The sequence below is a fragment of the Enterococcus sp. DIV1089c genome (assembly GCF_050530965.1).
Classification (GTDB): Bacteria; Bacillota; Bacilli; order Lactobacillales; family Enterococcaceae; genus Enterococcus_B; species Enterococcus_B hirae.
Genome location: NZ_CP172888.1, coordinates 2,426,917 through 2,453,428 on the forward strand (window position 1 = coordinate 2,426,917; position 26,512 = coordinate 2,453,428).

General features: G+C 37.0%; 22 protein-coding genes, 1 pseudogene and 1 CRISPR repeat array. Of the genes and pseudogenes, 5 read left to right on the plus strand and 18 right to left on the minus strand.

Annotated features, from left to right (window positions below):
* Window positions 1-135: 135 nt before the first annotated feature.
* The 4 genes from IGL30_RS11445 to tdc form a co-directional block, all read right to left on the minus strand.
* On the minus strand, window positions 136-2,679 hold the full coding sequence (locus IGL30_RS11445) for an HAD-IC family P-type ATPase (protein WP_123874954.1): 2,544 nt from the start codon (window positions 2,677-2,679) through the stop codon (window positions 136-138).
* Window positions 2,680-2,788: 109 nt separating this feature from the next.
* Entirely contained in the window at window positions 2,789-4,108 is a 1,320-nt protein-coding gene (locus tag IGL30_RS11450; protein ID WP_088774969.1) for an amino acid permease, read from the minus strand.
* 16 nt (window positions 4,109-4,124) lie between these two features.
* Entirely contained in the window at window positions 4,125-5,555 is a 1,431-nt protein-coding gene (locus IGL30_RS11455) for an amino acid permease (protein WP_010720986.1), read from the minus strand.
* Window positions 5,556-5,870: 315 nt separating this feature from the next.
* Window positions 5,871-7,703: a tyrosine decarboxylase gene (gene tdc / locus IGL30_RS11460; RefSeq protein WP_123874953.1), complete on the minus strand. Its 1,833-nt coding sequence runs from the start codon at window positions 7,701-7,703 to the stop codon at window positions 5,871-5,873.
* Between the two features lie 495 nt (window positions 7,704-8,198).
* Here tdc and IGL30_RS11465 point away from each other — a divergent pair, with 495 nt between their 5' ends.
* The gene (locus tag IGL30_RS11465; protein ID WP_088774971.1) at window positions 8,199-9,629 is read left to right on the plus strand and encodes a helix-turn-helix domain-containing protein; all 1,431 of its coding nucleotides are present in this window, start codon (window positions 8,199-8,201) and stop codon (window positions 9,627-9,629) included.
* A gap of 234 nt (window positions 9,630-9,863) precedes the next feature.
* Here the strand turns inward: IGL30_RS11465 and IGL30_RS11470 are convergent, their stop codons facing one another.
* From IGL30_RS11470 to IGL30_RS11500, 7 genes and pseudogenes are all read right to left on the minus strand, one after another.
* Window positions 9,864-10,223, minus strand: a complete 360-nt coding sequence (locus IGL30_RS11470) for a DUF1622 domain-containing protein (protein ID WP_010720989.1) — start codon at window positions 10,221-10,223, stop codon at window positions 9,864-9,866.
* Window positions 10,213-10,584, minus strand: a complete 372-nt coding sequence (locus IGL30_RS11475) for a DUF1622 domain-containing protein (protein WP_010720990.1) — start codon at window positions 10,582-10,584, stop codon at window positions 10,213-10,215. Before IGL30_RS11475 ends, IGL30_RS11470 begins: the two co-directional genes overlap by 11 nt.
* Before the next feature lie 401 nt (window positions 10,585-10,985).
* Window positions 10,986-11,285: direct repeats of the CRISPR family, unit length 36 nt; unit sequence GTTTTGGAAGCATTCAAAACAACATAGCTCTAAAAC.
* Between the two features lie 116 nt (window positions 11,286-11,401).
* Complete coding sequence (csn2, locus tag IGL30_RS11480; protein WP_240210930.1) at window positions 11,402-12,061, minus strand: type II-A CRISPR-associated protein Csn2; 660 nt, start codon at window positions 12,059-12,061, stop codon at window positions 11,402-11,404.
* On the minus strand, window positions 12,051-12,395 hold the full coding sequence (cas2, locus tag IGL30_RS11485; RefSeq protein WP_010720992.1) for a CRISPR-associated endonuclease Cas2: 345 nt from the start codon (window positions 12,393-12,395) through the stop codon (window positions 12,051-12,053). Before cas2 ends, csn2 begins: the two co-directional genes overlap by 11 nt.
* Entirely contained in the window at window positions 12,392-13,258 is an 867-nt protein-coding gene (gene cas1 / locus IGL30_RS11490; protein WP_010720993.1) for a type II CRISPR-associated endonuclease Cas1, read from the minus strand. Before cas1 ends, cas2 begins: the two co-directional genes overlap by 4 nt.
* Window positions 13,240-17,249, minus strand: a pseudogene (cas9, locus tag IGL30_RS11495) (type II CRISPR RNA-guided endonuclease Cas9). The gene cas1 and the pseudogene cas9 overlap by 19 nt, the downstream one beginning before the upstream one ends.
* A gap of 372 nt (window positions 17,250-17,621) precedes the next feature.
* Complete coding sequence (locus IGL30_RS11500) at window positions 17,622-17,777, minus strand: hypothetical protein (RefSeq protein ID WP_185068157.1); 156 nt, start codon at window positions 17,775-17,777, stop codon at window positions 17,622-17,624.
* Between the two features lie 145 nt (window positions 17,778-17,922).
* On the opposite strand from IGL30_RS11500, the gene IGL30_RS11505 reads away from it, so the two are divergent.
* Together IGL30_RS11505 and IGL30_RS11510 are read left to right on the plus strand one after the other, a co-directional pair.
* Window positions 17,923-18,051 carry a hypothetical protein gene (locus tag IGL30_RS11505; protein WP_010720995.1) on the plus strand — a complete coding sequence of 43 codons (129 nt, stop codon included), beginning with the start codon at window positions 17,923-17,925 and terminating at the stop codon, window positions 18,049-18,051.
* A 53-nt stretch (window positions 18,052-18,104) separates the two neighbouring features.
* The gene (locus tag IGL30_RS11510) at window positions 18,105-19,799 is read left to right on the plus strand and encodes an oleate hydratase (RefSeq protein ID WP_010720996.1); all 1,695 of its coding nucleotides are present in this window, start codon (window positions 18,105-18,107) and stop codon (window positions 19,797-19,799) included.
* Window positions 19,800-19,926: 127 nt separating this feature from the next.
* Here IGL30_RS11510 and IGL30_RS11515 read toward each other — a convergent pair whose 3' ends face one another.
* Window positions 19,927-20,811, minus strand: coding sequence for a hypothetical protein (locus tag IGL30_RS11515; RefSeq protein ID WP_223610022.1), 885 nt, complete (start codon window positions 20,809-20,811; stop codon window positions 19,927-19,929).
* A 250-nt stretch (window positions 20,812-21,061) separates the two neighbouring features.
* On the opposite strand from IGL30_RS11515, the gene IGL30_RS11520 reads away from it, so the two are divergent.
* Both IGL30_RS11520 and IGL30_RS11525 read left to right on the plus strand, forming a co-directional pair.
* The gene (locus IGL30_RS11520) at window positions 21,062-22,195 is read left to right on the plus strand and encodes an alcohol dehydrogenase catalytic domain-containing protein (protein ID WP_123874950.1); all 1,134 of its coding nucleotides are present in this window, start codon (window positions 21,062-21,064) and stop codon (window positions 22,193-22,195) included.
* Window positions 22,196-22,222: 27 nt separating this feature from the next.
* Window positions 22,223-22,534 (plus strand): YrhK family protein, encoded by a 312-nt coding sequence (locus IGL30_RS11525; RefSeq protein WP_123874949.1) that lies wholly within the window; start codon window positions 22,223-22,225, stop codon window positions 22,532-22,534.
* 297 nt (window positions 22,535-22,831) lie between these two features.
* On the opposite strand, the gene IGL30_RS11530 is transcribed toward IGL30_RS11525, so the two are convergent.
* The 6 genes from IGL30_RS11530 to IGL30_RS11555 form a co-directional block, all read right to left on the minus strand.
* The gene (locus IGL30_RS11530; protein WP_010737001.1) at window positions 22,832-23,299 is read right to left on the minus strand and encodes a GNAT family N-acetyltransferase; all 468 of its coding nucleotides are present in this window, start codon (window positions 23,297-23,299) and stop codon (window positions 22,832-22,834) included.
* Between the two features lie 270 nt (window positions 23,300-23,569).
* The gene (locus IGL30_RS11535; protein ID WP_088745534.1) at window positions 23,570-24,823 is read right to left on the minus strand and encodes a PTS sugar transporter subunit IIC; all 1,254 of its coding nucleotides are present in this window, start codon (window positions 24,821-24,823) and stop codon (window positions 23,570-23,572) included.
* Window positions 24,824-24,857: 34 nt separating this feature from the next.
* On the minus strand, window positions 24,858-25,175 hold the full coding sequence (locus IGL30_RS11540) for a PTS lactose/cellobiose transporter subunit IIA (RefSeq protein ID WP_010721002.1): 318 nt from the start codon (window positions 25,173-25,175) through the stop codon (window positions 24,858-24,860).
* Between the two features lie 15 nt (window positions 25,176-25,190).
* Window positions 25,191-25,511, minus strand: coding sequence for a PTS sugar transporter subunit IIB (locus IGL30_RS11545; protein ID WP_010721003.1), 321 nt, complete (start codon window positions 25,509-25,511; stop codon window positions 25,191-25,193).
* Between the two features lie 280 nt (window positions 25,512-25,791).
* Window positions 25,792-26,265: a DUF1003 domain-containing protein gene (locus IGL30_RS11550; RefSeq protein WP_404997654.1), complete on the minus strand. Its 474-nt coding sequence runs from the start codon at window positions 26,263-26,265 to the stop codon at window positions 25,792-25,794.
* A gap of 45 nt (window positions 26,266-26,310) precedes the next feature.
* A complete protein-coding gene (locus tag IGL30_RS11555; protein ID WP_340139425.1) occupies window positions 26,311-26,466 on the minus strand; it encodes a hypothetical protein in 156 nt (51 codons plus the stop codon).
* Window positions 26,467-26,512 lie beyond the last annotated feature (46 nt).

The following is a 26,512-nucleotide window of genomic DNA, read 5'->3' on the forward strand; positions in this document are numbered from 1 at the left end:
CACACTTAGTTTTTTTATGCTCTGTCTTAACATCGATCAATGATCAAGTAACTAACAAAAGCTTATAAATGTCTATTTGGTAATGGCCAAAGAGTACGTTTATAAGCTTTTATTTCCTGTTTGTGGTGGTACTTTTTACGTGGGTAACTCAGCATTTCGTTTTTTGGCGATCATCTTACTGATCCGCTTTTCGATCTCAACGATTACAAAAAGTAATAGAATATTTAGTAAGATCGGTAGTTGCTCTGTCAGGGAAAGACTTGTTGTCCCAATTAGCTGTTGTGCGATCGGTAAGTAAATCACTCCTGCTTGTAAGAGGACCAACATCCCGAGTGACAAGAACAACGCTTTGTTTTCAAATAAACTTCGATTCAATGAAGGATCAAGTAACTCGCGGCAATTGATCATATACACAGCTTGAGCAGCTACGATATTTTGTAAGAGCATAGTTTGTTGGAGCGCTTGTCCTTCAAAGCTCATTGCTAGTAAATAAGCAGGAATCATGATCAGCAATGACACATAAAAGATTCGAAACACACTGTAGCGGGTGAGAATCCCTTGCTTTGGATCTCTCGGTGAGCGACTCATCGTGTCCTTACCAGCTTTTTCAAATCCTAAAGCATAGGATAACGTGATCGTAGTAACCATGTTCACCCATAAAATTTGGACAGGTGTCAGTGGTAACGGCTGGTTAACGAGTAGTGCCCAAATAATGACCAGTCCTTGGGCTAAAGCTGTTGGTAAGAAAAAATTGATTGTTTTTTGAAGATTGTCGAGAATCCTCCGCCCTTCTTTGACCGCTTTAGCGATCGTATGGAAATTATCATCACCCAGTACCATGTCCGCTGCCTGCTTGCTCACTTCACTCCCTTTGATTCCCATAGCGATTCCTACATCAGCACGCTTCAAAGCTGGCGCATCATTCACACCGTCACCCGTCATTCCAACGATTTCTTCATTTTTTTGAAGAGCATCCACGATCCGTAACTTGTGTTCAGGTGTCGTTCGGGCAATTACATCTACTGATTTCACTTGTTTCGCTAGTTCTTCATCTGATAAGCGATCAATGTCAATTCCTTCTAACACGTTTTTTGTGTGTTTTAGACCGATTTGTTCAGCAATTGCCTGCGCAGTGTCTTTATGGTCTCCTGTGATCATTTTCACCGAGATCCCTGCATTTTGACATTCTTTGACTGCTCGGATCGCACTCTCTTTTGGTGGATCGATAATTCCTGCAATCCCTACAAAGGTCAGTTCATTCAATTGATCATGTCCTAATTCTTGATCAGGAGCAAGTGTCTTATAAGCAAATCCTAAGACTCGTTGTCCTTTTTGAGCGAGTTTCATCGCTTCCTCTTGCCATTTTCCGACTTGTTTCGGTGTCAAGTTCGCTTTTGCTAGTAATACTTCTGGTGCCCCTTTGACATAAACAATCGCATGTTCCTGTTTGTCATGCATTGTTGCCATGTATTTATAGCTTGAACTAAATGGGATTTTTCCTTTGACTGGCTCCAAAGGTAGTGATGCTTTTGCCGTGTAACGTAGTAAAGCAAGTTCGGTCGGGTTTCCTGTTAATTCGGCCACGTTTTGGTTTGCTTTAGTTTGGATCTCTTGGCAGTTTTTCATGATTGTCAACATGGTTTCTTCTTGATCCGTCACGGTTTCGACAACACTCATTTCGTTTTTTGTCAGGGTTCCTGTTTTATCCGAACAAATCACGGTCATAGAGCCAAGAGTTTCCACAGAAGGCAAGCCTTTAATGATTGCTTGCTCTTTAGCCATTTCGTTCACACCTAAAGAAAGGATCATCGTGAGTACTGCTGGTAAACCTTCCGGGATCATCGAAACGATCAAAGCAATAATCGTTGAAAATAAGAAGTTCATTTCCAAGCCATATCTAAATGTCGTGAAAAAGAGTAAGAACAAGCTAAGGAAAAGAATCCCACGAAAGATCTGCTTGTTTAGTTGGTTGATCTTTTTAACGAGTGGTGTAGTTTGTTGTTGGACTGATTGTAGTGCCTGATTGATTTTCCCGATTTCAGTGGTATCTCCCGTTTCGATAACCACACCAATCGCAGTCCCTGTTTGAACTAAGGTACCAGAAAATGCTAGATTCTTCTGATCACCGGTTGAGACGGTTGTCGTCAATCGTTCGCTAGTCTTTTCAACTGCTTCCGACTCCCCCGTCAATGCGGCTTCTTCTACCATGAAGTCATGGACCTCAATCAAGCGAACGTCTGCAGGTACAACATCGCCTGCTTTCAACGCTAACAAATCACCTGGCACTAATTCTTTAGCTGGAACCAATTCTTTGATCCCTTCTGTGAAAATCACCGCGTTCTGTCCTAAAAGTTTTTCTAAGCCGTTTAACGCTTCCTCAGCCTTTCGCTCTTGCCAATAACCAACAAAACTATTAACGAGAACGACTGCCAGAATAATACTTCCTTCAATCACTTCTCCTGTAAAAAATTTTAACAAAGAAGCAACCAATAAGATAATCATCAATAATTCTGTCAAATGCTTCAAAAACTTTCGTAATGGACTAACTTTCTTTTTTACTTCTATATGATTATAGCCGTTTTCTTTTAAACGACTGATACGCTCATCTTGGTTTAGCCCATCTGGAGTCGTTTTGAGTGTCTTCATCACTTCTTGGGCTGTTTCTTTATACCAGACCATCGCAATCCCTCCTCTTTCGGTTGTGATACTTTTATTATAGGTAGGAGAGACTTGATTTAACGTCAATTATTTCAGAGGACCCTGAAAAAAATAGGGGAAAAATATCGAATCATTTTGGAGAGGTCTGACGAATCCGTTGATAGATCAAGTTCAAGGCACCAAACCAAACAACGGAAACTACGGGAATCACACGAGTAGTTGGTTCAAAAAACAAACTGATTCCTACCAAACCAAAAAAACATAGAATGAGTCGATCTTTCCATTTTTTCAACTGACTTTTCGTTAATTTTAGATGGGCAAATAAAATAGCTGACCAGACAAATAAGAACGAAATCGTGGTCATGCCTGCAAGTAATTGAAATAAAATCCGACTATCTGATACAAAAAAGTGTAAACAAAGTCCTAATAAAAACATGCCTCCAGTAAATAAGATACCGTGCAAGGGCACACCTCGAGAAGATAATGTTAGAAACCATTTTGAAAGATTTTTTTCTTTTGCCGTATTATATAAGATACGACTCGTACTATAAATGGCACTATTCGTGGAAGAAAGTGAAGCAACCAAGATGATCAAGTTGATGACTCCTGCCCCTTTGCTACAATGAATGAACTGTAACATCGTGACCAACGGACTTTCTTTTAAATCTAAAGTTTGCCAAGGAACGACTAACAAAATCGCCACGATCGTTCCAATATAGAAAAAGAGGATACGTGCGGGTAAGCATTGGATCGCTTTTTTAAGGTTTTTCTGTGGATCTGCTGTTTCGCCCACCGTTAAGCCGATCATTTCAACTCCGGCAAAACTAAATAAAACCATTGGAAAAGCAGCAACTAAGCCGGTTAGTCCAAATGGAAAAATGGTTTGGAGCTGATCAAAATTTTCTCTGACACCAATTCTTGGTGACTTGAAGTACAAAAAGCAAACGCCAATCCCTAAAAGAATAAATAATAAAATCCCAAAAATCTTGATAGTTGAAAACAAGGATTCCAACTCACCAAACCAACGAACCGCAACTACGTTAATGATCACTAAGGCAATAAGTGCGAAGATCCCACTGATTAAGGGAGAGAGTGCTGGTAACCAAAAGCGGATATATAAACCAATCGCTGTCAATTCGGTCAATCCAGCACCCATCCAACATAACCAATACGTCCAGTTGACTAAAAATGCCCATCGTTCGCCTAAATAGTATTGGATGAAATCGCCGATCGATTGAAACTCACTATTGGATAAAAAGAGCTCACCCATCGCATACATCAACCCATAAATAGCGAGGCCGCAAACAAAATAAGTAAGCAAGACAGCAGGTCCCGCCAACTTGATTGCTTTGGCAGAACCTAAGAATAGTCCAGTCCCGATCGCACCTCCTAGCGCAATCATCTGGATATTCCGGTTCGTCAAAGTTTTCTTCATTGTGGTTCTTTCCATCTTACTCACCTTTTCTTTATTCTTGATTCAATTTTTGTTGGACTTCTTGTTCCCATGATGGTTTTCTGATTTTATCAATACATAATGGGGCAATGAATAAGATCAAACTAATCACTGTTACTGCGATAAAGTTGATCAACGTTCCAGCTTGCATCGTCAAACCTACCGAACAGCCAATTGCTGCAAAAAGAACAAGTACAACGATCCATGCACCTAAATCACCCTTGCCACCTTTTTTACCGATTCTAAATGGTCGGGCAAGTTCAGGTTTGGCTTTTCTTAATTTCAAAATAGCAATCCCCATAATGACATATACAATACAATAAATCACTGTCGTGGAGTTCACTAACATCAGAAATGCCTGATTGACACCTGGTATCAACAAATAAAACAAAGCAAAGATCGAAATAATCGTTGACTGTGTTAAGATCACTGATTTTGACACATCAAATTGGTTCGTTTTCCAAAAATTAAATTTTGGTGGATATGCTCCTTTTCTCGCACTTGCAGTGACTGTTTTTGCTGGTCCTGAAGCCCATGCAGATAATTGGACAGCTACACCTACAAAGACTAATAGACTGAAAATATTAACGATGATATGTGGTAATCCTAGAATCTGACAATAGATTGAAATGGATTGCGCAATATTATTCAACTCCATTTGGCCTTTAGGTACCACATTTGCTACGACTAACGCATTCAACGTATTCACAAAGAAGAGAAAAATCAATGCAGCAAAGATCCCTTTAGTATAAGTTTTTACAGGATTTTTCAAACGGGTGATGTAGACAGAAGACATCTCGATCCCCGTAAAGATAAACATGATTGGTGCAAAGTAAACGAATGATTTCGCTGTTTCTGCATCAGGGATCAATTTAGCCCAAGAAAAATGACCTAATGTTGCATGTGGTTGGATACCGACTTTGATCCATGAAAAAATACCTAAAAGAAGCATAATTGCTAATGGAATATATAGACCTAACCAAACACCGATCTTCCCACCAATTTTAGCCATATCAAATTTCAAATTTAATAATGTAATGATCCAATACACGACTAGAATAACGATCAAAGTAAATTTACTGTTCAACCCTAAAGGAACGTTATCAATCATATTACCCAATAAAGGTGCTAGCGCTGAAGCGACCATCACCATCCCTGGAAACATTTGGACCCATAAAAGCCATGAGACAACAAAGCCCCATTTTCGTCCTAAAGAATTTGAGACCCAGAGTTCTGGTCCACCTTTTTGGGGAAACATCCCAGCAAATTCACCTGAGATCAACGAAATAGGAAAAGCATAAAATAATACCGCTACAAGCATATAGAAAAGCATCGTCCACCCCGTGGCTGCAACATCAGGAATGTTCCGAACACTAGCAACTAAGGCACAAGTCATACCGATGAATGTCAGTGTAGTGATTTGTGAAGTTTTCGAATCTGTCATTGTTATTTTCCTTCTTTCCATCAACACAGAATAAACTATCTAATTTGAACGTTACAGTGGGGAAAAGCTATGAACGAAAAAAATTAATGGCAGTATTTCATTTTAAAAAAGAACTGCTTGCGTTTATCCGATTACTCACTAGTCTTCAACTATCTGAGTTTGACATAATCTTGATATCTTGAATCGGAAAAGCGATTGAACATCCACTCTTTCTACTCTGAATACAACAATTCAACGTGCATCATCTATCTTCTTTGATCATAGCTTCCTGTAACACCGTTCTTCACTAGACAGTTTATCGGTTAATTTTTATTGTTATAAGATTTCATTGAGTGTTTTTTCCATGGCTTTGGTAATGCCTTGCGTATAGAACTCGAAAATCTTGTTATCATTAAGATATGGTGTCATAATTGCCGCTCTTAGCAATGTCACTTTTTGTTCTTTTTGCCATTCTTCTTTCGAAAGACCTATCCGTTCAATGAAAGGAAGTGGGGAATCTCCATATTCTTCTTTCATAAAAGTCGTATGTGAAGTAATGAAATGTTCACTATAAACATCCCCTTCCATATAAGAAGAACGATTGAACATTTTTTCATTCAATTCATTGATCGTTTTTAAATCCGTGCATCCTTTGACTTTAAATACCCAATTGACCATATTAAAATCTGGATGATTCAAAGGATAAACTTCAATCGTTTTCCCTTTGATGGTAAAGCTCAATTGTTCTAAAAATGCTCGGAATCGTTGAGCTGCTTCAATCGAGGCACCAATCAATTGACCATAACCAGTAATGTTCAATGGCAATACACGATGAGCAGTCCAAACAGCAGCAGCCGTTGCCCCGGCTTTTGATCCTTCTAAAATATAGGCGCCTAACATGTCCGGTGCTTTTACTGATTTTTCAAAAACATAAGGAGCAAAATAGGAAATAATGTTACGCATTTCTTTGTGTTTGATTACGATACCTCCAGCAGCATAAGGAACATAGCCCATTTTATGCGGATCGATCGTGACCGAATCTGCCTCAGAGATTGCTTTGAACCCATCGTAAACACTTTGATCAATGGAAACATCGTAATTAAATACATGATGTTCTTCAAAAAAGTCTGGCAGAGATTCATAAGGTACAAACTCGCCTGCTTCATTTAAGAACAATGCACGTGCATATCCGCCATAAGCTGCGTCAACGTGAAGATAGAAATAAATTCCTTCTTTGTATAATTTTTCTCGCAATTCGACGATTTTATCTACACTATCCACTTGGCCTTCTTCCGTAGTCCCAACGACCGCTACCACACCTAGGACTGGAATCTTTTGTGCGGCTAATTCACGGATCGTTTTTTCTAAAATAGCAACATCCATACGATAATCTTCTTGAACTGGGATAGCGATCATTTGATCTAACCCAATCCCGCAAATGTCTAAAGCTTTCATCCATGAATAATGCTTCGTTTGTGGCACTAACCATTTGCCAAGTTCTTGGAGGTGTTTCCCACTACGAGATGAAGCTGCTTTGACAGCATCTAATTCTTCATCACTGAAGGTTCCAACCATTTCTAAGATTTCTTCGACAGAAAGATTCAATAGTTCCCAATCTGTTTTATCTTTGACTTTTTCAGGATAAACTTCCTTCACTGCAAGGGGAATAGATTTGATACAACGTGCATACCAAAGACCTTCAAGGTTTGCGATCGAGCCATCTGCTGTAATATGGCCCCAGCCACCGGTCATATTGAATAAATCAGCAAAATCTTGCCCTACTTCTGCCTCCATTTGTGAAGTTGCCATAGAAGATTCCAATGCCACATTATTCGGATTCCAAAGCATAGCGAAGTTATAAGCAAGCAAGGCAGGCATCAATGTCTCAGCATTCATTTGACCCCAATAACGCCCAGCAGAATGCCAAGGGATCGATCCTGCACGCATCCGTTGACTGACTTCATCCAAGACTTCCACCATATGCTCACGAGTGGCGATATATCGAGGTGCTTGTTTGTCGGCTTCACTAATGGCTGCAATGTCACCAGGAAGATAATTCTCTCTCCAGCCTAAATGTTCATCGACCATCTTGTTCAATTGCATTTTGTAAAATGCGCCATTTTCTGATTTGTCGCCAATAAAGACGGCTTTGATATCCATATCTTTCATGTCTATTACCTCCATATTGTTCTCGTTGGCCAACGATTTTGTAACTGCAGATGAAACCATCCATCTGTATCACACTACTGACTATAGAACAAAAAATGAGATAATTTTTTTTATAACATTGTAAAATAACCCCTTTTTTTAGAAAAAAATAAAGAAAGTCTGATTTTTCAGAATTTTCTACTCATAATAACGAATATTTTATAAAAACATGAGATAAAAAACTGTTGTTTCTTAAGTGTGTTTAAAAATAAATACGTATATTAAAAAAATAATTATTTTATTTATCCGTTTACTCATCCATTTTTTACTTTTTTTGTATTTTTTTCACAAGAATTTTTTCTCTTTATATTTTTATAAAACATCGTTTTATAACAAAAAAAGCTTGTCAAAACAAGCTTTTTCATTCATATGAAAAAAATAAAGGTGTTTTAAACTTTAAATCATGGCATAATGAATGGTACATTGTTCAACCATCTACAAAGCGGAGGAGTTTTAATGTTTGAAGACTATTTGGAAAAAAATATTTTACGCCAGTTATTTCTTTGCGGTCAATTCTATCACAAAAAAGAAATCGATTTAGACGAACTATCCCATTTATTACAAGTCTGCAAAACAACGTTACTCAATGACATCAAAGCGATTCGAACTGAACTCAAGGATGAGATCATCTATAGCCACCGAGAAAAAGATACTTGTTCCTTGTATTTTGATCCTACGATCCCTCGTTTTCGCCTGATACAAAAATTAGCACGCCCTTCTTTATTTCTTAAAACTTGTCAGTTATATCTTGAAAATGAACCTAATTATCTCCAACTGACTGAAATCGAGTATATTTCTGTTAGCAAAGCGTATTCATTAAAAAAACAAGTACTTGCTTACTTTGAAGATTGTGACATTCAAATCCAACACCACTCTCCACGATTTACGGAGATCGAACGTCGTTTATTATTATTGAATGTGACTTATCGAACGGGCACCTTGAAGATCCCAACACTTCCAGCAGACTACTTCCTGGCAATAGATGAATTTATCGAATCGGTAACCTTTAATAGTAGGCGTATCTACGATAAAGACAACCGTGAGATCTTACGTATTGGATTGTTGATCAGCTATTTGTCTCAAAAAAGGCATCCCTTATCGATTGAACAAGATTTTATAGCCGAACTTCAAAAACGCCCCATTTATCAATATGTGATGGATGCATGGCATACAACTAAACTAAAACATTATTATCAAGAAAATGAAGTATACTTTGCTTTGATCTTATTTAATCTCAGTGATTATGGCTTCAATTCTTACCAAGCAATCGAAGAAGACTTCTGTCACCTCCATCAAGTTTTCATTGAAGATAGCCAATCAATCAAGCAACTGATTACCCAGTTTGAAAGCTATTTCAATCGAAAATTCATCGGTAACCGAGCATTCGAACGCGCTTTAATTCGTTTGATGCGCACCGCATGGGATAATTATCAACTCTTTGTACCTGAAAAATTTTATCTTCTGTCCCCAGAACAGCAATCCTTATTAGCCGAAATACAGCCTTTATTCAACCAATGGTTAGCCCAATTACCTTATAGATTACGACTTAAAATCAATTGTTTGGACGCTTTCGTTATTGAATTAAGTGGCATTTTACGCATTAATAAAACAAAACTCCACGTCCGTATCGTTACCAACTCAGACGTAAAATATCTGATTTACCGAGAAGCCTTAGAGTCCGTCACTACTTTCGATATGGAAGTCGATCCCGTTGTTTATCAGCACTTAGACGAAGCGATAAAAAGTGCTGCACAACAAGAAAACACTCGGATTTTATGTGAAAAAACTCTCTATACGCCAGAAGCAGAACAGTTTCCGACAATTGTTCCCGTTTCCGTAGACACAATTGAAAAATCGATTGTATGGGCAGTTCAAGCAGTTCGATAAGCCGTGCTGGAAAAAAACGACGTATGCTTCACTGAAAGCCATCTTCCAGTGAAGAAACCAAGTTGTTAGCACAACTGTTCAATAACGTTCGTTCTATAAACTGGCCGATGTTAGGCAATTAAAAAGCAAAACAAAAAATCTCAAAACCTGGAAAGTCGTTTTGAGATTTTTTCTATATTGCAAATGTTTCTACGTTGGCGCACCATAATAAACGAGTTGAGTGATACTTATAACTTATTGTCGTGCATCCGAGCCGATTTCTTTATTTAAAAAGAACGAAATGATCGTTCGGATCACAACCAAAGCAGCTAACTGGAAGACATCTTCCAAGGTTGGTTTGATAATGGACTCAATGATACCAGCTGAGATCAGGACTTCTAAACTCAACAAGATATAGCCACCTAACATTTTTTTGATTGCATTGTTTTGGTTAATCCGCTCTGCTTTGATTCTTCGTTCCGTAAAAGAAAAGTAGAGAAAATCTTTGATAGCTAACCAGGCACCCCAGAGAATGATTAAAATAGCAAAAACGTCTAATACGATGACTAATAGTTCCAAATAAGGGGCAAGTTTCTCGATCAAATTAATTTCCATTATGTGTTCCTACCTTTACTTGCTTTTTATCTTGTGTTTCTAAATTCAAGAAATAGGAAATAATCGTTCGAATAATGATGATCACTGCTAATTTTAAAATATCTGTCCAAGTTGGTTTGATAACTGATTCAATGATATCTGCTACCACTAGCACCTCTAGACTCAGCAAAATATAACTAGCCAATAATTTGCGTACTTCCGCATTTCGGAAATTACGCTGTTCGTAGTCTTTTTTCAGTGGGTGCCAGTCAAAAAGATTTTTTAAGACTAAAAAAATCCCTACTAGCAAAATAATGATTGAAGCAATATTTAAAATTGCGATCAACCAGTCCAAATAAGTTATCAAATTTGTATCAAACATCTCACTGTCCCCTCTCACATTCATTTTAGTTCACGAACAAATGCCTACTGTTTGATGATAGAGAAAAAGCACGAAATTAGCAACTCATCTTTTCTTTGAGATAATGAATTCGTTTCAATGTTGATAAGACTGAACAATTGTGTCCTGTTCCGTAAACATACCCATTCATTTTTAAAAGGCACGATTCCCCCTTTCAATGATCAAAACTTAGCAGATTCAACAACTGAAGACACTTTCCTATATATAAGTAAAAAAAGAGCCTACTTTTCATGATAAAGTAGGCATCTTCATTCATTCAAAACAACATAACTCTAAAGCTACCTCTTATCATAGTTGATGAGGTCAGCACTCAAAATAACACAAAACTAAAACAGCGATCGAGTAAAGCACAACGCTTCTACATTTTGGAAACATTCAAAACAACATAGCTCTAAAACCCAACACCTTGAGCCTTTAAATTTTTATAAGTTTTGGAAGCATTCAAAACAACATAGCTCTAAAACTGATCATTCGATAAACAATATTTTTCGACCGTTTTGGAAGCATTCAAAACAACATAGCTCTAAAACCCGACATGAAGTAATATTTCCTAACCATTTGTTTTGGAAGCATTCAAAACAACATAGCTCTAAAACTTGTTGTTTGGGTGTGCGAAATACCAGAATGTTTTGGAAGCATTCAAAACAACATAGCTCTAAAACCTCGCAGAAAAAATTTTTTCCCACGAAATCTCGTAATCGCGCTACTCGTCCATAGCAAAACTTTCGTCTTGAATGCTCATTCATGCTGATTTTTTGTTATTTTGATTGTTCTTATTTTACCACATTTCTTCACACAAAAAATAGTCTTGATCTAAAACAGTTTGCTTCAATCCTTTTATTTTTCGTGGTTCGATAAAAAGGACAGGCATATGACACAAAGAAATGTATTCCTGTAGTTCAGCCATTTCTGTGGTTGTTAAGTACGCTCCAACATTGATAAAAACCAAGCATTTCTTTTTCACTAGATACTTATAAATCTGTAAAATCTCCATTATTTTTTGAAAAATTGATTCTGGTTGCGTCGTAATTCTTATTTTTAATGCTTTGAATAGCTCGACTATACTCATTTCTTCACAGACTAAATCTAATTCATGTTCTAAGAGTTCCTCACTAATCCATTCCTGAACCCTGGTGGTTAATTGATCAATCCTTGATTTTAGTTCGATGTTTTCATTTAATTGTTGCTCTAAGTCAGCATAGATCAGCTTCAATGTAGTCGGAGCTTGGCTATCAAAACTTAAGATATCCGTCACAACCATCAATTCTGATGGTTTGAGTAGCTGTAATTTATCATTGAAAAACTTTAACATGCTATTTTCACCATACTGGTAAACTCCATGAACGACTTTTGAAAAAACTTCCACATCTTCAATTACAAAAATCAGCGCTTTTTCAAAGCTTATCGGTTGTTCTAATAAAGAAAAGTTAAGGTTCATCCTCCACATCCTCTCCTAAAAAAATGACTCGTTCGTCTGAATTAGCTGGACTCAGGTCTTTTTCCCCACACAAATAAACCATTCGTGAAAATTGTTTTTCAGTGACCGTTAGTAAGGTAACTAAGCCCTTTTTAGGATGATGGGCTTTTAATCGACCGAGCATCGCTTGATTAGCAGTACCGTTCAACAACAACTTACTATATACTGAAAATTGATGCATGATAAAGCCTTCACTCAGTAAAAACTTTCTGAACCTTCGATAAACTTTTCGATCATCGCTCGTCTCTGTCGGCAGATCAAACATTAATAACATTCTCATATAACGATAACTCATATTCCGAAATAAGGAACTCCTTTCCCTTCATTATTCAATGTTTTAATCGTTTTATTGGTGTAATCCGTCACGATATTCGTTAAGAACATTTCTTTTTTCCCATATAAATACTTTTGTGAAAACAAATCAAACAGCCTTCTTTTGATAATCGGGAAAGGTTGATCACGATATGTATAAACAATTTGATCAACTAGCGGACGAAATGGTTCCATCAAGTCACTTGCTAGATTAAAATCATTAAATTGGTTCGCATGTTTTAAACCGAATTGTGTCATACAACCATTTTTAACGATTTCTCTTGCAAACAAACTCATTAGTAGCGTATAACCATAATCTAACCCCGCATTGATTTCATTCGACTCTTCCCGCGTGAATTGATTACCAAACAACGTTTGAAAGTAGATTCTTGCCGCATGCCCTTCACGATTCGTCGGATCAAATGTTTCCAATTCTTCTGATAACTTGGAAAGCGCAGATGCCTTTTCAACAAAATCATTTTCTTGTAAAAAACGACATTGGTTATGGATCTTTTGGGCAATGATCGTTGTCCAAACTACGCCCTTCAAGTCCGATTCCCACTGAATTTGTTTAGATAACTGCAAACTACTATCATGTCGCCCATAATAGGAGAATAATTGCGATGACGGCAATCGCTTGTCATCGCAAAATATCACTAAGATTTTTTCATCTGTTAAACGCTTCAACAACATTGTCGTGATCGTGATATCGGTTGTTTCTAAAATAAGGATATCGATCTCAGACAAATGGATTTTTTCCGTTTGTTGCGCATTTTTAAACACCAGATGATTATTTGCATAAGTCAGTTTAGAATGGGTATTGATTACTACTGTTCGCCAGCCCATAAGTCACCCATCCTTATCCTCGTTTCGTATAAACCAGTGACCGACTGGTAAATGATCGTAGCATCCCAAATCTCCGTTAAGCTGGTATAACGTTTTCGAGGGATCGTTACTCCGAAAAATTTAAAGTCTGCTGGAGCACCTATCGCATTGAACTGTAACAACTGCAAAAAGGATTGTGCGATCATCGAAGTCTCTCCATATTTGTTTTCTTCATAGAGTTCTTGAATTCGCTCTATATTTTTATCCGCAAGTGTATACTTTTCTGCAAAAGCGAGAACTTCGGTTAAGATGGCTGAGAAATCAGAAAGATGAGTATTGACGTAATCAAAACTTTCTTGATAGGTGATTTTGTCATAATGTTGCGCATGGTATAACAAGGTTACTAATTGGTCCGATAAGATGAAAGGATTCCCTTTTTGCGACTCCTTGTGACTTGCCAGGAATCTTCTGCGCCCATTATCAAACTCAAACAAGGTATATTTTGGCAATTTGATAAACTCTGTCACCTGAGGAAAGCCTTTTTCTTTTAAAAATGTAGTCGGATCTTTTTCAAAAGCCGCTTGTTCCATGATGGTAATTCCTTCAATTGCCCTGGTTTTCTTTTGTGTCTTCCCTTTGGCATAAACAAACGCAATGGCATAGGCAATGACTGGACTTCCAAAACCACCGTACTTCGTCACATCCCAATTATTTTTCCGTTCGATCAGTTTATCAGGTTTTTCTTTTGAATTGACCGTTTCCTTATAGAAACCACCTTTTTGTTGTTCGACTTTTTTCACTACATTCACTTGATGGGAGCTAAGAACTTTTTTGATCCGTGGAAGATGATGCCTTTTTTCCCAATAAATTTCCCCATTTTCATCGCAAAACGGTTCGTCTGATTCAAGGAACTTTAAAATATTGGAATAAAATTCTTTTTTAGCGGTAGCTTTATTTTCTCTTGCTAAACTATATTTGACATACTTTCCATAGACAAATTCAGGTGCTAATTTAGGGTACCGTTTTAACAAAACATTCGCAATGAAACCATTTAAATACGCATCATGCGCATGATGATGTGGATTGATCTCACGTACTTTATAAAGCCCAAAAGTTTGTCTGAATTGGCTCGTCAATGTTGCTTTTAGCGTAATAATCTGTACCCCATCACAATCTGTTCCTTCCTCTTCCTGATTAAACGATTGATGTAAAATATTCGCAACATGTTTCGTGATTTGTCTCGTTTCGACTAATTGCCGCTGAATAAAACGGGCTTTATCCTCTGGTGTCAGTTCAATTTTGGTTAAATACGCATATTTTTTTGGACTAATCAATTTGGCTTCTTTCAGTTGATTCCAAAAGATCCTTTGCTCGTTGACTATTTGTTTGTTCGGCACATCGTCGCGCTTCTTTTGATTTTGTTTACTAGCAACTAACACCTTGTTATCAATAGAATTATCCACAATAAAACTTCTCGGTATGATATGATCCACTTCGTATTGGTGAAGATTCTCGATTTCTAGCGGTTCTCCCGTATACATATCTCTGCCATTTTGCAAATAGTACAGGTACAACCGTTCTTTTTGGAGCGCTTTGTTATCTGTTGGCTGTTCTTTTAATAACGTGCTTCCTATCTGTTTCAACCCAATTTCTAAAGCTTTAAGACGCGGTTTCGTCCGATGCGTTTTTTGGTTTTCTCTTGCCATTTCGATCACGATATTCTTTGGTTTGTATCCAATGATCGCAATCAGTTCTTCCACGATTTTAAGACTTTGCCAAATTCCTTTTTTGATCGCCGGACTTCCTGGTAAGTCTTGTATGACGTCAACTAATGATTTATGTTTAGAAAACACCGTTGCTTTTGCAATTTCTTCTTTAAAAGATAGATGCTCATCATTGATCAGCTGCATCAAATTACGGTTACGGTTAGCCGGGACGTCATCATCGTTGATTAGATAATCAAGGATCGTTTTATTCGTTTTTCGATCTCTGATGCCATGGATCAATTTAGCTGAGAATCTTCCCCAGCCAGTGTAATGTTTTCTTGCAAATTCTTTGAGCAACTTTTCACCGAAGACTTCTTGATACTTACTTAATTGATGTTTAATCATTTGACGGTCTTCAAAAATGGTGAGTATTTTTACGATATCCTCAAAAATCGGTTCCATTTCGGGCTGTTCCAACCACTCTTGCATGGCTTTTTGGTTCGTTTTTGCTAATTTCATAAAATCATGATACGCGCTATACGAAGCATTAAATGCTTTTTCAATACCAAAAATCTGGGCATTTTCAATATGGTAATGCGTATACAAAAAGTTTTGTAATTTTTTGACAGTGATTTTCCCTCGCTCTTTTTGAAACAACTGTTTAAAAATCTGCTGTTTCTCATCACCGGAAAAATACTGTTTCACACCTCGTTCATCTTTATAGCTCACTTTGGTTAGTTCATTGAAAATCATATATTTTTGATAAAGTAAGCTATTTTTAGGAAGTACTTTTTCTGTCGGTAAATACGTATCTTGCTTTGTCATTCTTTGAATAAAACGCATCGCTGATTTTTCGATATCTACAACTTCTGAAAAATTCCACGGAAGGATTTTTTCAGCTGTTTTCCGCTCGATCCAAGCAAAAGAACTAGCCTCTTGTTCTTTTGCCAAAGGACCGACATAATAAGGGATTCGAAATTTAAATAATGCAATGATTTTTGGTCCTGCTTCTTCTAGAAATGGATAATGTTGTTTTTGTTGATCAATGATCGCTTTCAATTCTATTAGATGTACTTGATGAGGAATAACCCCATTGGTATAAGTACGTTGTTTCAATAAAAAGGTTTCTTGATCGATTTTTTCTAGAAAAGGCTCACTTCCTACTACCCCACTTAGCTCTTTTTTGACAAATTTATAAAATTCTTCTTGGGTTGTTTTTCCTTTGATATAACCAGCATAACCATTTTTGGTGGTATCTTTGAAAAAAACCGTTGCTTTTTGCGGTACGTTTTCTTTCACGAATTGTTTGAATTTTGCCAAATCAGCTTTATGCCGTTCATACCGTTCGACCATCCCTGAAGACAGTTTTGCTTGCGTATGTTTGACAGTTGAAGAAATAATCTCTGATAATAAGATCGCATCATGGACTTTCTTTGCTTGCAAAAAGATATCTAGGTACTCATCACCGATTTTTTCTAACAAAGACTCCAGATCTTCTTCATAGGTTTCCTTTGAAAATTGGAGTTTTACTTCTGCTTCCAAATCAAATATACGTTTAAAGTTCGCTTGATTCCCAACGATCAATTTTAAACATTGAGCAAAAAAGCTGTTGATTTTTTCTGTAGGATAATATTTGAGGATTTCTTCCACTTTTTTCGTCTTCGATAATTTATCTGTCAAAATAGTTAAAACGGGTTGGTGAACGATCAGTGGTTGATCTGATTGTTTGCCATACTGTTCTAAAAAAACACGAAAGCTTTCTTCAATAGAGGTATTCTCCGTATCCAAGTCTCCTTCAAACAAAAAATGACCACGATATTTCAATAGATGAGCCAATGCCAGATAAACCAATCGGAGATCTTCTTTTTCCGTTGAATCGACTAACTTTTGGCGCAAATGATAGATTGTCGGATATTTTTGATAATATTCTTTTTCTTCCTCTAACGTGGGGAAAATCGATGCTGGTTTGTATTGTTTTTCTTCTGGAACTAAGAAGCTTTCTTCCAAACGTACAAAAAAGCAGTCATCTTGTTTGCAGAGTTCTTCAGCAAAAAGATCTTGTAATTTGCTGAGTCGATATTTTCTGCGAGCCAATCTTCGGCGATTCGTTCGCTTAGTTCTTCTAAACTCCGCTGTTTGACCTTCATCAAATAATCGTGCGCCCCAAAAATTTTTTTGTTTTTCTTTTTTTCAGTATTTCCGTGAACGCTCATTTTCCTTTTCATTAATTGATAATCATCTGTTAGTACCGCCCAGCCCACAGAATTGGTTCCTATATCTAAACCAATCGTATAGTCCTTTGTCATTCACTATCCATCCCTTCTTTTAACATTTACACAACTTAGCAAGTTGTCTTCTTTACAATTGCCAACCATCATGAATAGTTAGACAAAGTGATTTTCTTTTTCTACTTGTAACTCTTTGGTATTATGCTATAATCAATTTGTTGGTAGCATTCAAATCAACATAGCGAGTTAAATAAGGCATTGTCCGTTATCAGCTTTTAAAGCAAGCACTGTCTCGGTGCTTTTTTATTTTGCCTTTTTTTGTTATATATAGGATTTTTAACAGTTTTACTATAACACAAAATTTTTATGCGATTTTTATTTTTGAAAGCATTTTATTTAGAATTTTGATTTTAAAATCAAATCTAATGAAACTTTTTTTAAAAAATAATTCTAATTACCTAATGTTTTATCAAATATAAAATAACGAAAATCTCTTACATATCTTTTCATTGCTATCTGGCAAACCATTCTTTCCAGATTTTCTGCCAATCTTGATTTTCCTCCCAAGCTTTCCATTTTTTCAGCTGACCAACTTTTCGATTCCATTGACTTACTTTTGCTCAAAATTAGACACTCTGTTCAATCTGTCCAAAGTTTGGATATTTGGTTACCCTATCATTTGGCAATTAGAATGAAAGGTTCTATCCTTTTACATAGAAGGACGAGAGAAAAAACAAAGGAGGAACATCTTATGAGTAAAAAATGGATCAAACTAGGTATTGGACTAGGCATATTAACATTGGGTGCTGTTTATCTTGGTAAAAAGACAGGCTTGTTAGAAGATGATCGTCATTTGTATGATGAATTTGAATCGATCTAGTCAAAGAAACGAATCGTCAGACTGTTCACTTGTAAAATACTGGAGGAATCACAATGAGAAAAAGTAAAGCAATAATGATTGGCGCTGGAATCGCCAATATGGCAGCTGCTGTTTATTTGATTCAAGAAGGAAACTGGCGTGGTGATCAGATTACGTTTTATTCTTTAGATGACCATGGCTCCAATGATGGTGCCCCAACGGATACCGTTGTCGATGAATATTGGAATAAAAATCATCCCTTAGAAAACAAAAAGGGCTATATCGCCCGTGGTGGACGTATGCTCAATTATCGAACATACGTGGATTTGATGGATCTCTTAAGCCGAATCCCCTCTGTCACCGAACCAGGAATGACTGCGGCTGAAGATACTAGAGATTTTGATGCAAAACACCGAACATTTGATAAAGCACGTTTGATGGAAGGCGGCAAAGGAATTATTGACGGAGGCAAACTAGGATTTAACAATAAAGATCGTTTGTTATTGACTAAGCTGATCGCCATGCCTGATTCAGAAGAAGAAAAATTAGATAATGTCACAATTGAAGAATACTTTAAAGATGATCCTCACTTCTTTGAGACAAACTTTTGGTTTATGTGGGAAACAACTTTTGCTTTTCGTACTCGTAGTTCTGCCCAAGAACTTCGTCGCTATATGCATCAAATGATTTATGAATTTACACAAATCGAACATTTGGTAGGAGTAAACCGAACTCGCTATAATCAGTATGAAAGTATCATGTTGCCATTGATCAATTATTTAAAAGACCAAGGATGTCAAATCATTTTGAACCGCCGCGTAGTCGATTGGGAATTCAAAGAAACTCCGATGCAAGATGAAATTACAGTGACTGGCTTAAAAATGATCAACACGTTAACCAATGAGGAAGAACACGTGGTGGTTGATGGTGATACGGGTGTGCTTTTCACTAACGGATCAATTACTGATTCGGCTACACTAGGTGACTACGACACACCAGCTGTTGAAAATATGGATTATGGTGCTGCTTCTAGCTTGTGGAAGAAAGCCAGTGAACGTTTCTATAATTTAGGTAACCCTGACAAATTTTTTGCCGATCGTGATGCCAGTGAATGGGTCAGTTTCACTCTAACAACTAAGGACCATTTGCTTTTAAATGAAATTACTCGGATCACGACACAAGTCCCTGGTAATGCATTGAATTCATTTATCTCCACTACACCAATCACACCACTCGGACAAAAAGATGTCAATATGTCGATCGTCGTTCATCACCAACCACATTTTACTTCACAAAAACCAAACGAAACCGTCATTTGGGGATATTTCTTATACCCTCGACGTCGTGGAGAATTTGTGGATAAGCAATATATCAAGATGACTGGGAAAGAAATGTTAGAAGAACTGATTGGACAACTTTCGAAAGTCGATCCTGGTCCTGAAAATATTCGAACGAAAGAAACCGAGATTTTTGATAGCGTTGTGAATAATATTCCTGTGTATATGCCTTATGCTTCTGCATTATTTAATAATCGAGCAAAAAGCGACCGACCAAAAGTGATTCCTCAACACTCAACGAACTTGGCATTTACTGGAGAGTTTGTCGAACAACCTTATCAAATGATCTTTACGGAACAAAGCGCCGTACGCTCTGGGGAGATCGCTGCTTTCCATTTTGCTGGTATTCCAATGTCACGTCTTGTTAAAACTCCAAGATATGACAAAGATATTCCTACATTGATGCGTGCTGCTAAGAAAATGTTTGAATGATCGATGCAATAAGGTATCAACAAGGAACAACCGCAACAAAAAATGACTGTCACTTCCTAGTAACGGGAGTGACAGTCGTTTTTTAGTATTTCATCATTCAACGAATGATTTTTATTTAGCTATTATCTTAGGCTTTTTTTAAGATACTGCTTCCAGTTTTCAGCCACTTTTTACTTTGCCGTTTCTGCAGAAGCTTACTTCCCCCACCGAATAATACAGCACAAAACAAAAGAATGCCCCCAATAATCGCTGGATACATCAGTAGATCTTGCACGTAATGTGTCATTAATTGTAAAGTCGCTTGTGAATGAAAAGCTATATTATGTAAAACGTCTTGTATATAAAGCAATCCTGCTAAAACGCAAAACATACTTCCAGTCGTTCCCAAAATAAACATACCGTAACGCAGGAAAGAAAAGGGTGTTTTGTTAATTAACCGATATAAATAGACTAGCCAAAAAACCAATAGACCCAGACAGATGTAAAAAAGAGGTACCACTATTTTTCGAGCAGACACGATGTTTTCGATAAAAATAGTCAAGTATCGATCACCTAATGCACTTTGGAAGTGATACATGTAAATAAAGATCATTGTCTCGATTTTATTTTTTTCCTCTTTATCGATAGTCAGTTGTTTTTTTGTTGCAATTGTAGCCACAGCCTGAGCAATTTTCTCACTCACCTCATTGCTGTCTCTTAGCTCATAATTTGTTTCTTCATATGTATGTTGGATAAATGGTCGAAGGGCTTCTTCGACAAAACTTGGTGAAAGTGCCGTTGCAACGACCTCTGAAAATTCACTTTCTTCTGTGTTTTCTTTCCGAAAATTCTGAGCAGCTTCTGCGAGGACCAATTCGCTATACTTTGTTTTTTCGATTTGACCGAGTAAATACGCCTGATCAAAAAACGTCACTTGAATGATTCTTACGGAAATAATCACAAACAAAGTCACTGAACAAGCAAATGTGACCATCAGTTTTCTGATTTGTTCTCCCTTTTTTTCTTTTATCACAAATAACCTCCCTTTTGATCTATTTTTTAATCTGTTATTTACTTAACCTAAGAAATCAACATAATTTAATTATACTTCTAACTATAAAGCTTCTCAATGTAAACCAAATAATACACTAGTTATTTTAAAGTGATTTTCCCTTTACTAAAAGCGTTTCACTACTCAAAAGCCAGCTCCTCCTTTAGAATGAAATTAGCTGTTCGTTCAAAAAATGACATGTTATAGGGTTTGAAGAAAGGAGTTTTATTTCATGAAAGCTGTTACCTGGCAAGGAAACCAAAAACTGGAAATCAGAAACGTAGATGATCCAAAAATCGTGGAACCGACAGATGCTATTATTCGAATTACCGCTACTGCGATTTGCGGCTCGGATCTTCACCTCTATCATCATGGGGAGGCTGTCTTAGAAAAAGGATATGTCGTTGGTCATGAACCAATGGGGATTGTTGAAGAAGTAGGTCCTGCAGTAAAAAAACTAAAAAAGGGACAGCGGGTCGTTATTCCTTTTAATATTAGTTGTGGGCATTGTCATTTCTGTACCCATGAGATGGAAAGTCAATGTGATCGCTCAAATCCAGATCAACTTTATGGTGGTTTATTTGGCTTTGGCCGTTTAAATGGGAATCATTGGGGTGGTCAAGCTGAGTATCTTCGGGTACCATTTGCTGATAGCACTTCGTTTATCGTACCTGACAATGATCTTGCAGACGAAAAAGTCCTTTTCTTATCTGATATCCTTCCAACTGCTTATTGGAGCGTTCAAAATGCCAACGTAAAAAAAGGCGACACTGTAGTGGTCTTAGGTTCAGGACCAGTTGGATTGTTTGCACAAAAATTTGCCGCTATGGCAGGAGCAGAGCGAGTGATTGCTGTCGATCCGGTCCAACATCGTATTGATAAAGCCGCTCGTTACAATCATGTAGAAACTTATTTGTTAGAAGATACTCAGTCTGCTGGGAAAGAACTTTACGAATTAGCAAAAGGTGGCGCTGATGTCATCATTGATTGTGTAGGGATGGATGGCTTGGAACCAGTGAAAGAAAAAGCTAAGAATCTCGTTAGTTTGCAAAGCGGGACGATTTCACCGATCCAAATGGCTGCGCAAGCTGTCAAAAAATTTGGAACCGTACAAATCACTGGTGTTTATATGACCCCGGCTTCTTCGTACCCACTACAAGAATTTTTCATGAGAGATATCACAGTGAAGCATGGTCAGGCACCGATCGTTCATTTGATGCCTAAAATTTACGAGATGATTGCTGCGGGTCTGTTCGATCCAACCCAAATCATCACACATGCGATGCCTTTAGCTGATGCTGCCCGAGCATACGAGATTTTTGACAAAAAAGAAGATAAAAATATCAAAGTTGTTTTGAAACCTTAGCTTTGTTCACAGATAGGTGAGTGAGAGATGCCAGAAATAAAACGAAAAAGCCATGAAATAGATATTGGGAAAGAAGAAGATATCGAAATTGCTGGACAACGTTTTCGTCTTTATTTCCAGAACCGCTATACATTATTGTCTCTTGCAGTTGATTTATTAACAGGGATTTTTTATATTTTTGGAAGCGTAGCGTTGTTAACAGATATTCCAGACCGTTATAGTACCTATTGTTATCTAGTAGGAGCGATCTTTTTGACTGCACGACCTATTTTGAAAATAGTACGTAATGTCTTCATCTATGACGAGAAAAAAACAAAAAAAGAGCGAAAAAAAGAATGAATAAGAAAGCTCCCTAATTTTTCGGTAAAAAGACGGAACGCCTATTTAGGACAGCGAGCTCATTCATGCTTTTCCAACAAATCAACCATTCTAAATTCCAGGACTGATAGAACTTTCTATTGCTCCTGGAATTTTTTTGAAGCTAAAAAATAGTACCGTCCACTAAATGACACTCGAATAACCAATATACCAACAAAAATAGCATCAAGAAACAATTTCCGATTTTTCTTGGCATTGCTCACCAGAAACAAAAGATTACTGACCAGACAAAGAACCCTTTTGAGTAATCAACTCCGATCACGTTGTAAAAATCGCTAGTTGATATAAATAAACCGGGATCCCTTCATTATCTTGTACCGTCGTCAGATATTCCCACTCATATCTTTCATAAAAACCTGTATGGTCAGTCGCTACATAGAGCTGCGAAATCCCAAGCGCCCCCATATCCTTTCGAATAAATGATAAAATCTCTTTGGCAATTCCTTGATTACGATATTCTTTTTCAACAAACAACGCACAAACATTCGGAGTCAAATCTGGACGATCATGAAAATCATTCGCGATGACCCCTGCTCCAGCGATAATTTTTTGTTCTGACGTCACGACTATATACCATTGAGGAACAGCGTTAGATGATTGAAGAGAATCTTCCATGCTCTCTTGGTAAAAGGAAAGCGGAAGATGCCATTTTGACGTAAACCATTGCGCTGCCTGTTCCAACCATTCAGGTCTTTCTCTGATCTTAACCAACTCATAACCTTTCATTTCGTCCTTTCACTCCCCTATACATTTGCACTATTATAGCACGCTTGTTATCGAAATGGTTTTTTTAAACTCCAAAAAAACCTCCTTTTATCCTTCTTTTTCACTAAGAAAAAAGAAAGCTATCCTTGAGCCATTTATCCAAAAAAAACAGTTGTCATGACCTCTGTCAGACAACTGTTTTTTTTGATCGCTCATTAAACGAAACAAGATCTTTTCACTAAAGAATAGCTACTTTTGATTGTATGTGCTGTTTCTTTCTTTTATGTGCTTTTAGCCGTTTAATGCTTCTTTTCTTTTTTCTTGAACTGTCGCTACTTTCACAAATGGTAGGTAAATCAAGACAGATAAGATTAAGTTGATAGCAGCTAAGACACCGCCAGCGATACTTTTTGTTGCTAATACCCCACCGATTACTGGTGGTGTTACCCATGGTGGCATCACCGTTGCAGCTGGAACTAGTCCGGTAGCAGTAGCAAAATAAGCAACAGATACTAAAACCATTGGGGTTAAAATAAACGGAATAAACATAATTGGGTTCAATACGATTGGTAAACCAAACATTGTTGGTTCATTGATATTGAAAACACCTGGTGCGATCGACAAGTTCGTAACAACCATATAAGGTTTATTTCTACGTCCCACTAAATAAATCGCTAGTAACAGACCTAATGTTGCCCCTGTACCACCTAAGTTGACAAAGCTATCAAAGAAAGGTTTGTTTACAATGTATGGTGCGCTATGACCAGCAGCAATCGCATTAACATTCGCTTCGATTGCTGGTGCATTGATTGTTTGCATCAAAGGGTCTACCATGTTTGCTCCGTGTAATCCAAAGAACCATAAGAATGGTGTAATGAATGCTAACAACAAAGCTGAAGGATAAGAATTGGCTAATCCCATGAATGGTTCTTGGACAATTGTATAAAACGCGCCTACGATATCATCTACACCAAATGCAGCAAAGATCGCAGCAATCAAAGCAAAGAATGAGATCGTGATCATTGCAGGTAATAATGAAGCAAAGGCTTTAGCTACAGCTGGTGGCACGCCATCAGGCATTTTGATGATTAATTTTTCATTTCCACTTAAACGAACAAAGATTTCTGTTGAAATAATCCCAACAATAATTGCAATAAATAAACCGTTTGAGCTCATGCCCAACGCTCCGCCTAATGCGAAGAATGAACCTAAAGAAATTACTCCAGCAGAAACGCCGTCTTTACGATAACCATTTGCCAAATGATACGCAAGTAGAAAGGCGATCAAAACTGAAAGAATCGCAAATGTACCATTCCAAGCAGCTGCGCCAAATCCTTTCCAAGCTTCGCCACCAAAAATTTTATTCATTAATTCTTGGAAACCAGGAATAGGCAAGTTATTGATCATTACTGCTAACGCACCTAAAATCATCAAAGGCATACTGACCATAAATGAATCACGAATCGCTACTAAATGACGTTGAGCACCAATTTTTGATGCCACAGGTATAAAATGTTTCTCCATAAATGTAACAAATTTATCCATGTTTCTTTCCTCTTTTCTATTTCACCAGTTTACTTTAAGCATCTAAACGTCGATATAAATCAATGATTTCTTTTGCTAGATCTGTAAATGCAATCGAAGTCATCAGATGGTCTTGGCTGTGAACCGTTAATAAAGTCACTTCCATATGATTACCTTGTGCTTCTTGTGTTAACATTTCTGTTTGAGAGTGATGAGCTTGCACTAAAGATTCTTCTGCATCTTTGATTTTTGCATCAGCTAACTCAAAATCTCCTTTTTTCGCTGCAGCAATCGCTTCCATTGCATCGCTTTTTGCATTTCCGCCAAACATGATCAAACCCATGATTGCTTCAAGATTTTTTTGCTCTTGCATTGTTGGTTTCCTCCATTATTTATTGATTAATGATTCTGCTTGTTCTAATACTTTGGCACCGTTCATCATACCGTAATCTTGCATATTGATTACATCTAAAGGAATTCCTTTTGGTGCTAATTTTTCAGCAAATTGATTTTGCATAAAACGTACTTGTGGACCTAAAAGTAAAACGTCTACATTTTTTGATTCTAATTGATTGTCTGCATCTGAAGCAGATACTGCAAAGATATCAGCCTCGATTCCTTTTTCTTCTGCCGCTTTTTGCATTTTTGTTACTAATAAACTAGTACTCATTCCAGCTGAGCATACAAGCATGATTGTTTTCTTTTCCATTTTCTACACTTCCCTTTCTTGTATCTTACACTTTTATATAAAGCAATTACCGTGCCAACTTTTAAAGCGCTTTAATCCCTTGTCGTGCTAACGCTTTCAAGAGGGCACTGTATAGATGCACACTTCTTTTTTCTTTGCACACTAAAATTAGTGTGCAAACGTTGATCATTTCTCTGATAACTTTATGTAGCTAATTCATGGTATCAAAAAAAATAAGCCGTAGTTTCGCAAAAATGACTCCTTTGAGCGAATTCCAGCTTATTTTCATCTCCTTGTCCTACTATTCACTTTTGGTCGTTTCTTGAAATTTTTTGTTTAATTGGGTTAATAACTCAATTTGTAATTGTTGTAATTCTAGCATTTGTTGCCATTGCTGTGACATCAAATAATCGATTTTTTCATGCAACAAACTAATTTCTAACTCAGCTTTTAGGTTTGTTTGATAATCATGGTCGGCTGCTATCCGATCTCTAGCTGCTTGTCTGTTTTGACTCATCATAATGATCGGTGCTTGGATAGCAGCTAAACAAGAAAGCACTAAGTTCAAAAGAATGAACGGATATCGATCAAATGATAGGCCAAAAAAATGTAACGTATTCAACAAGATCCAACTACCTAAAATCACTACAAAGAGAAAGATAAACGGCCAACTACCACCAAACTTGGCAATTGCATCTGCTGATTTTTGACCAAAAGTCGCTTTTTGATTGATCGTTGTATTTAAATTTTGACTAATGATTTGCTTATTTTTCAACTGCTCTAGCATTTCTTGATTAATTTTTTTTGTTTCATTCTGGTCTTAAATGATTTTTTCTTTTATATACTCAAAATGATAATTCATAAAAGTAATAAAAGGGATTTGGGACTCTATGGTCAGTTTCTTATTTTTTTGTAAAATAAATGAACGAATATCTGTATCAATTGTTTTCAGATGAACGTAATCTTGATGAGCCATGGCAACTCCTCCTTTACGTTATTTTTCTGAGAAAAAGGAAAAAACA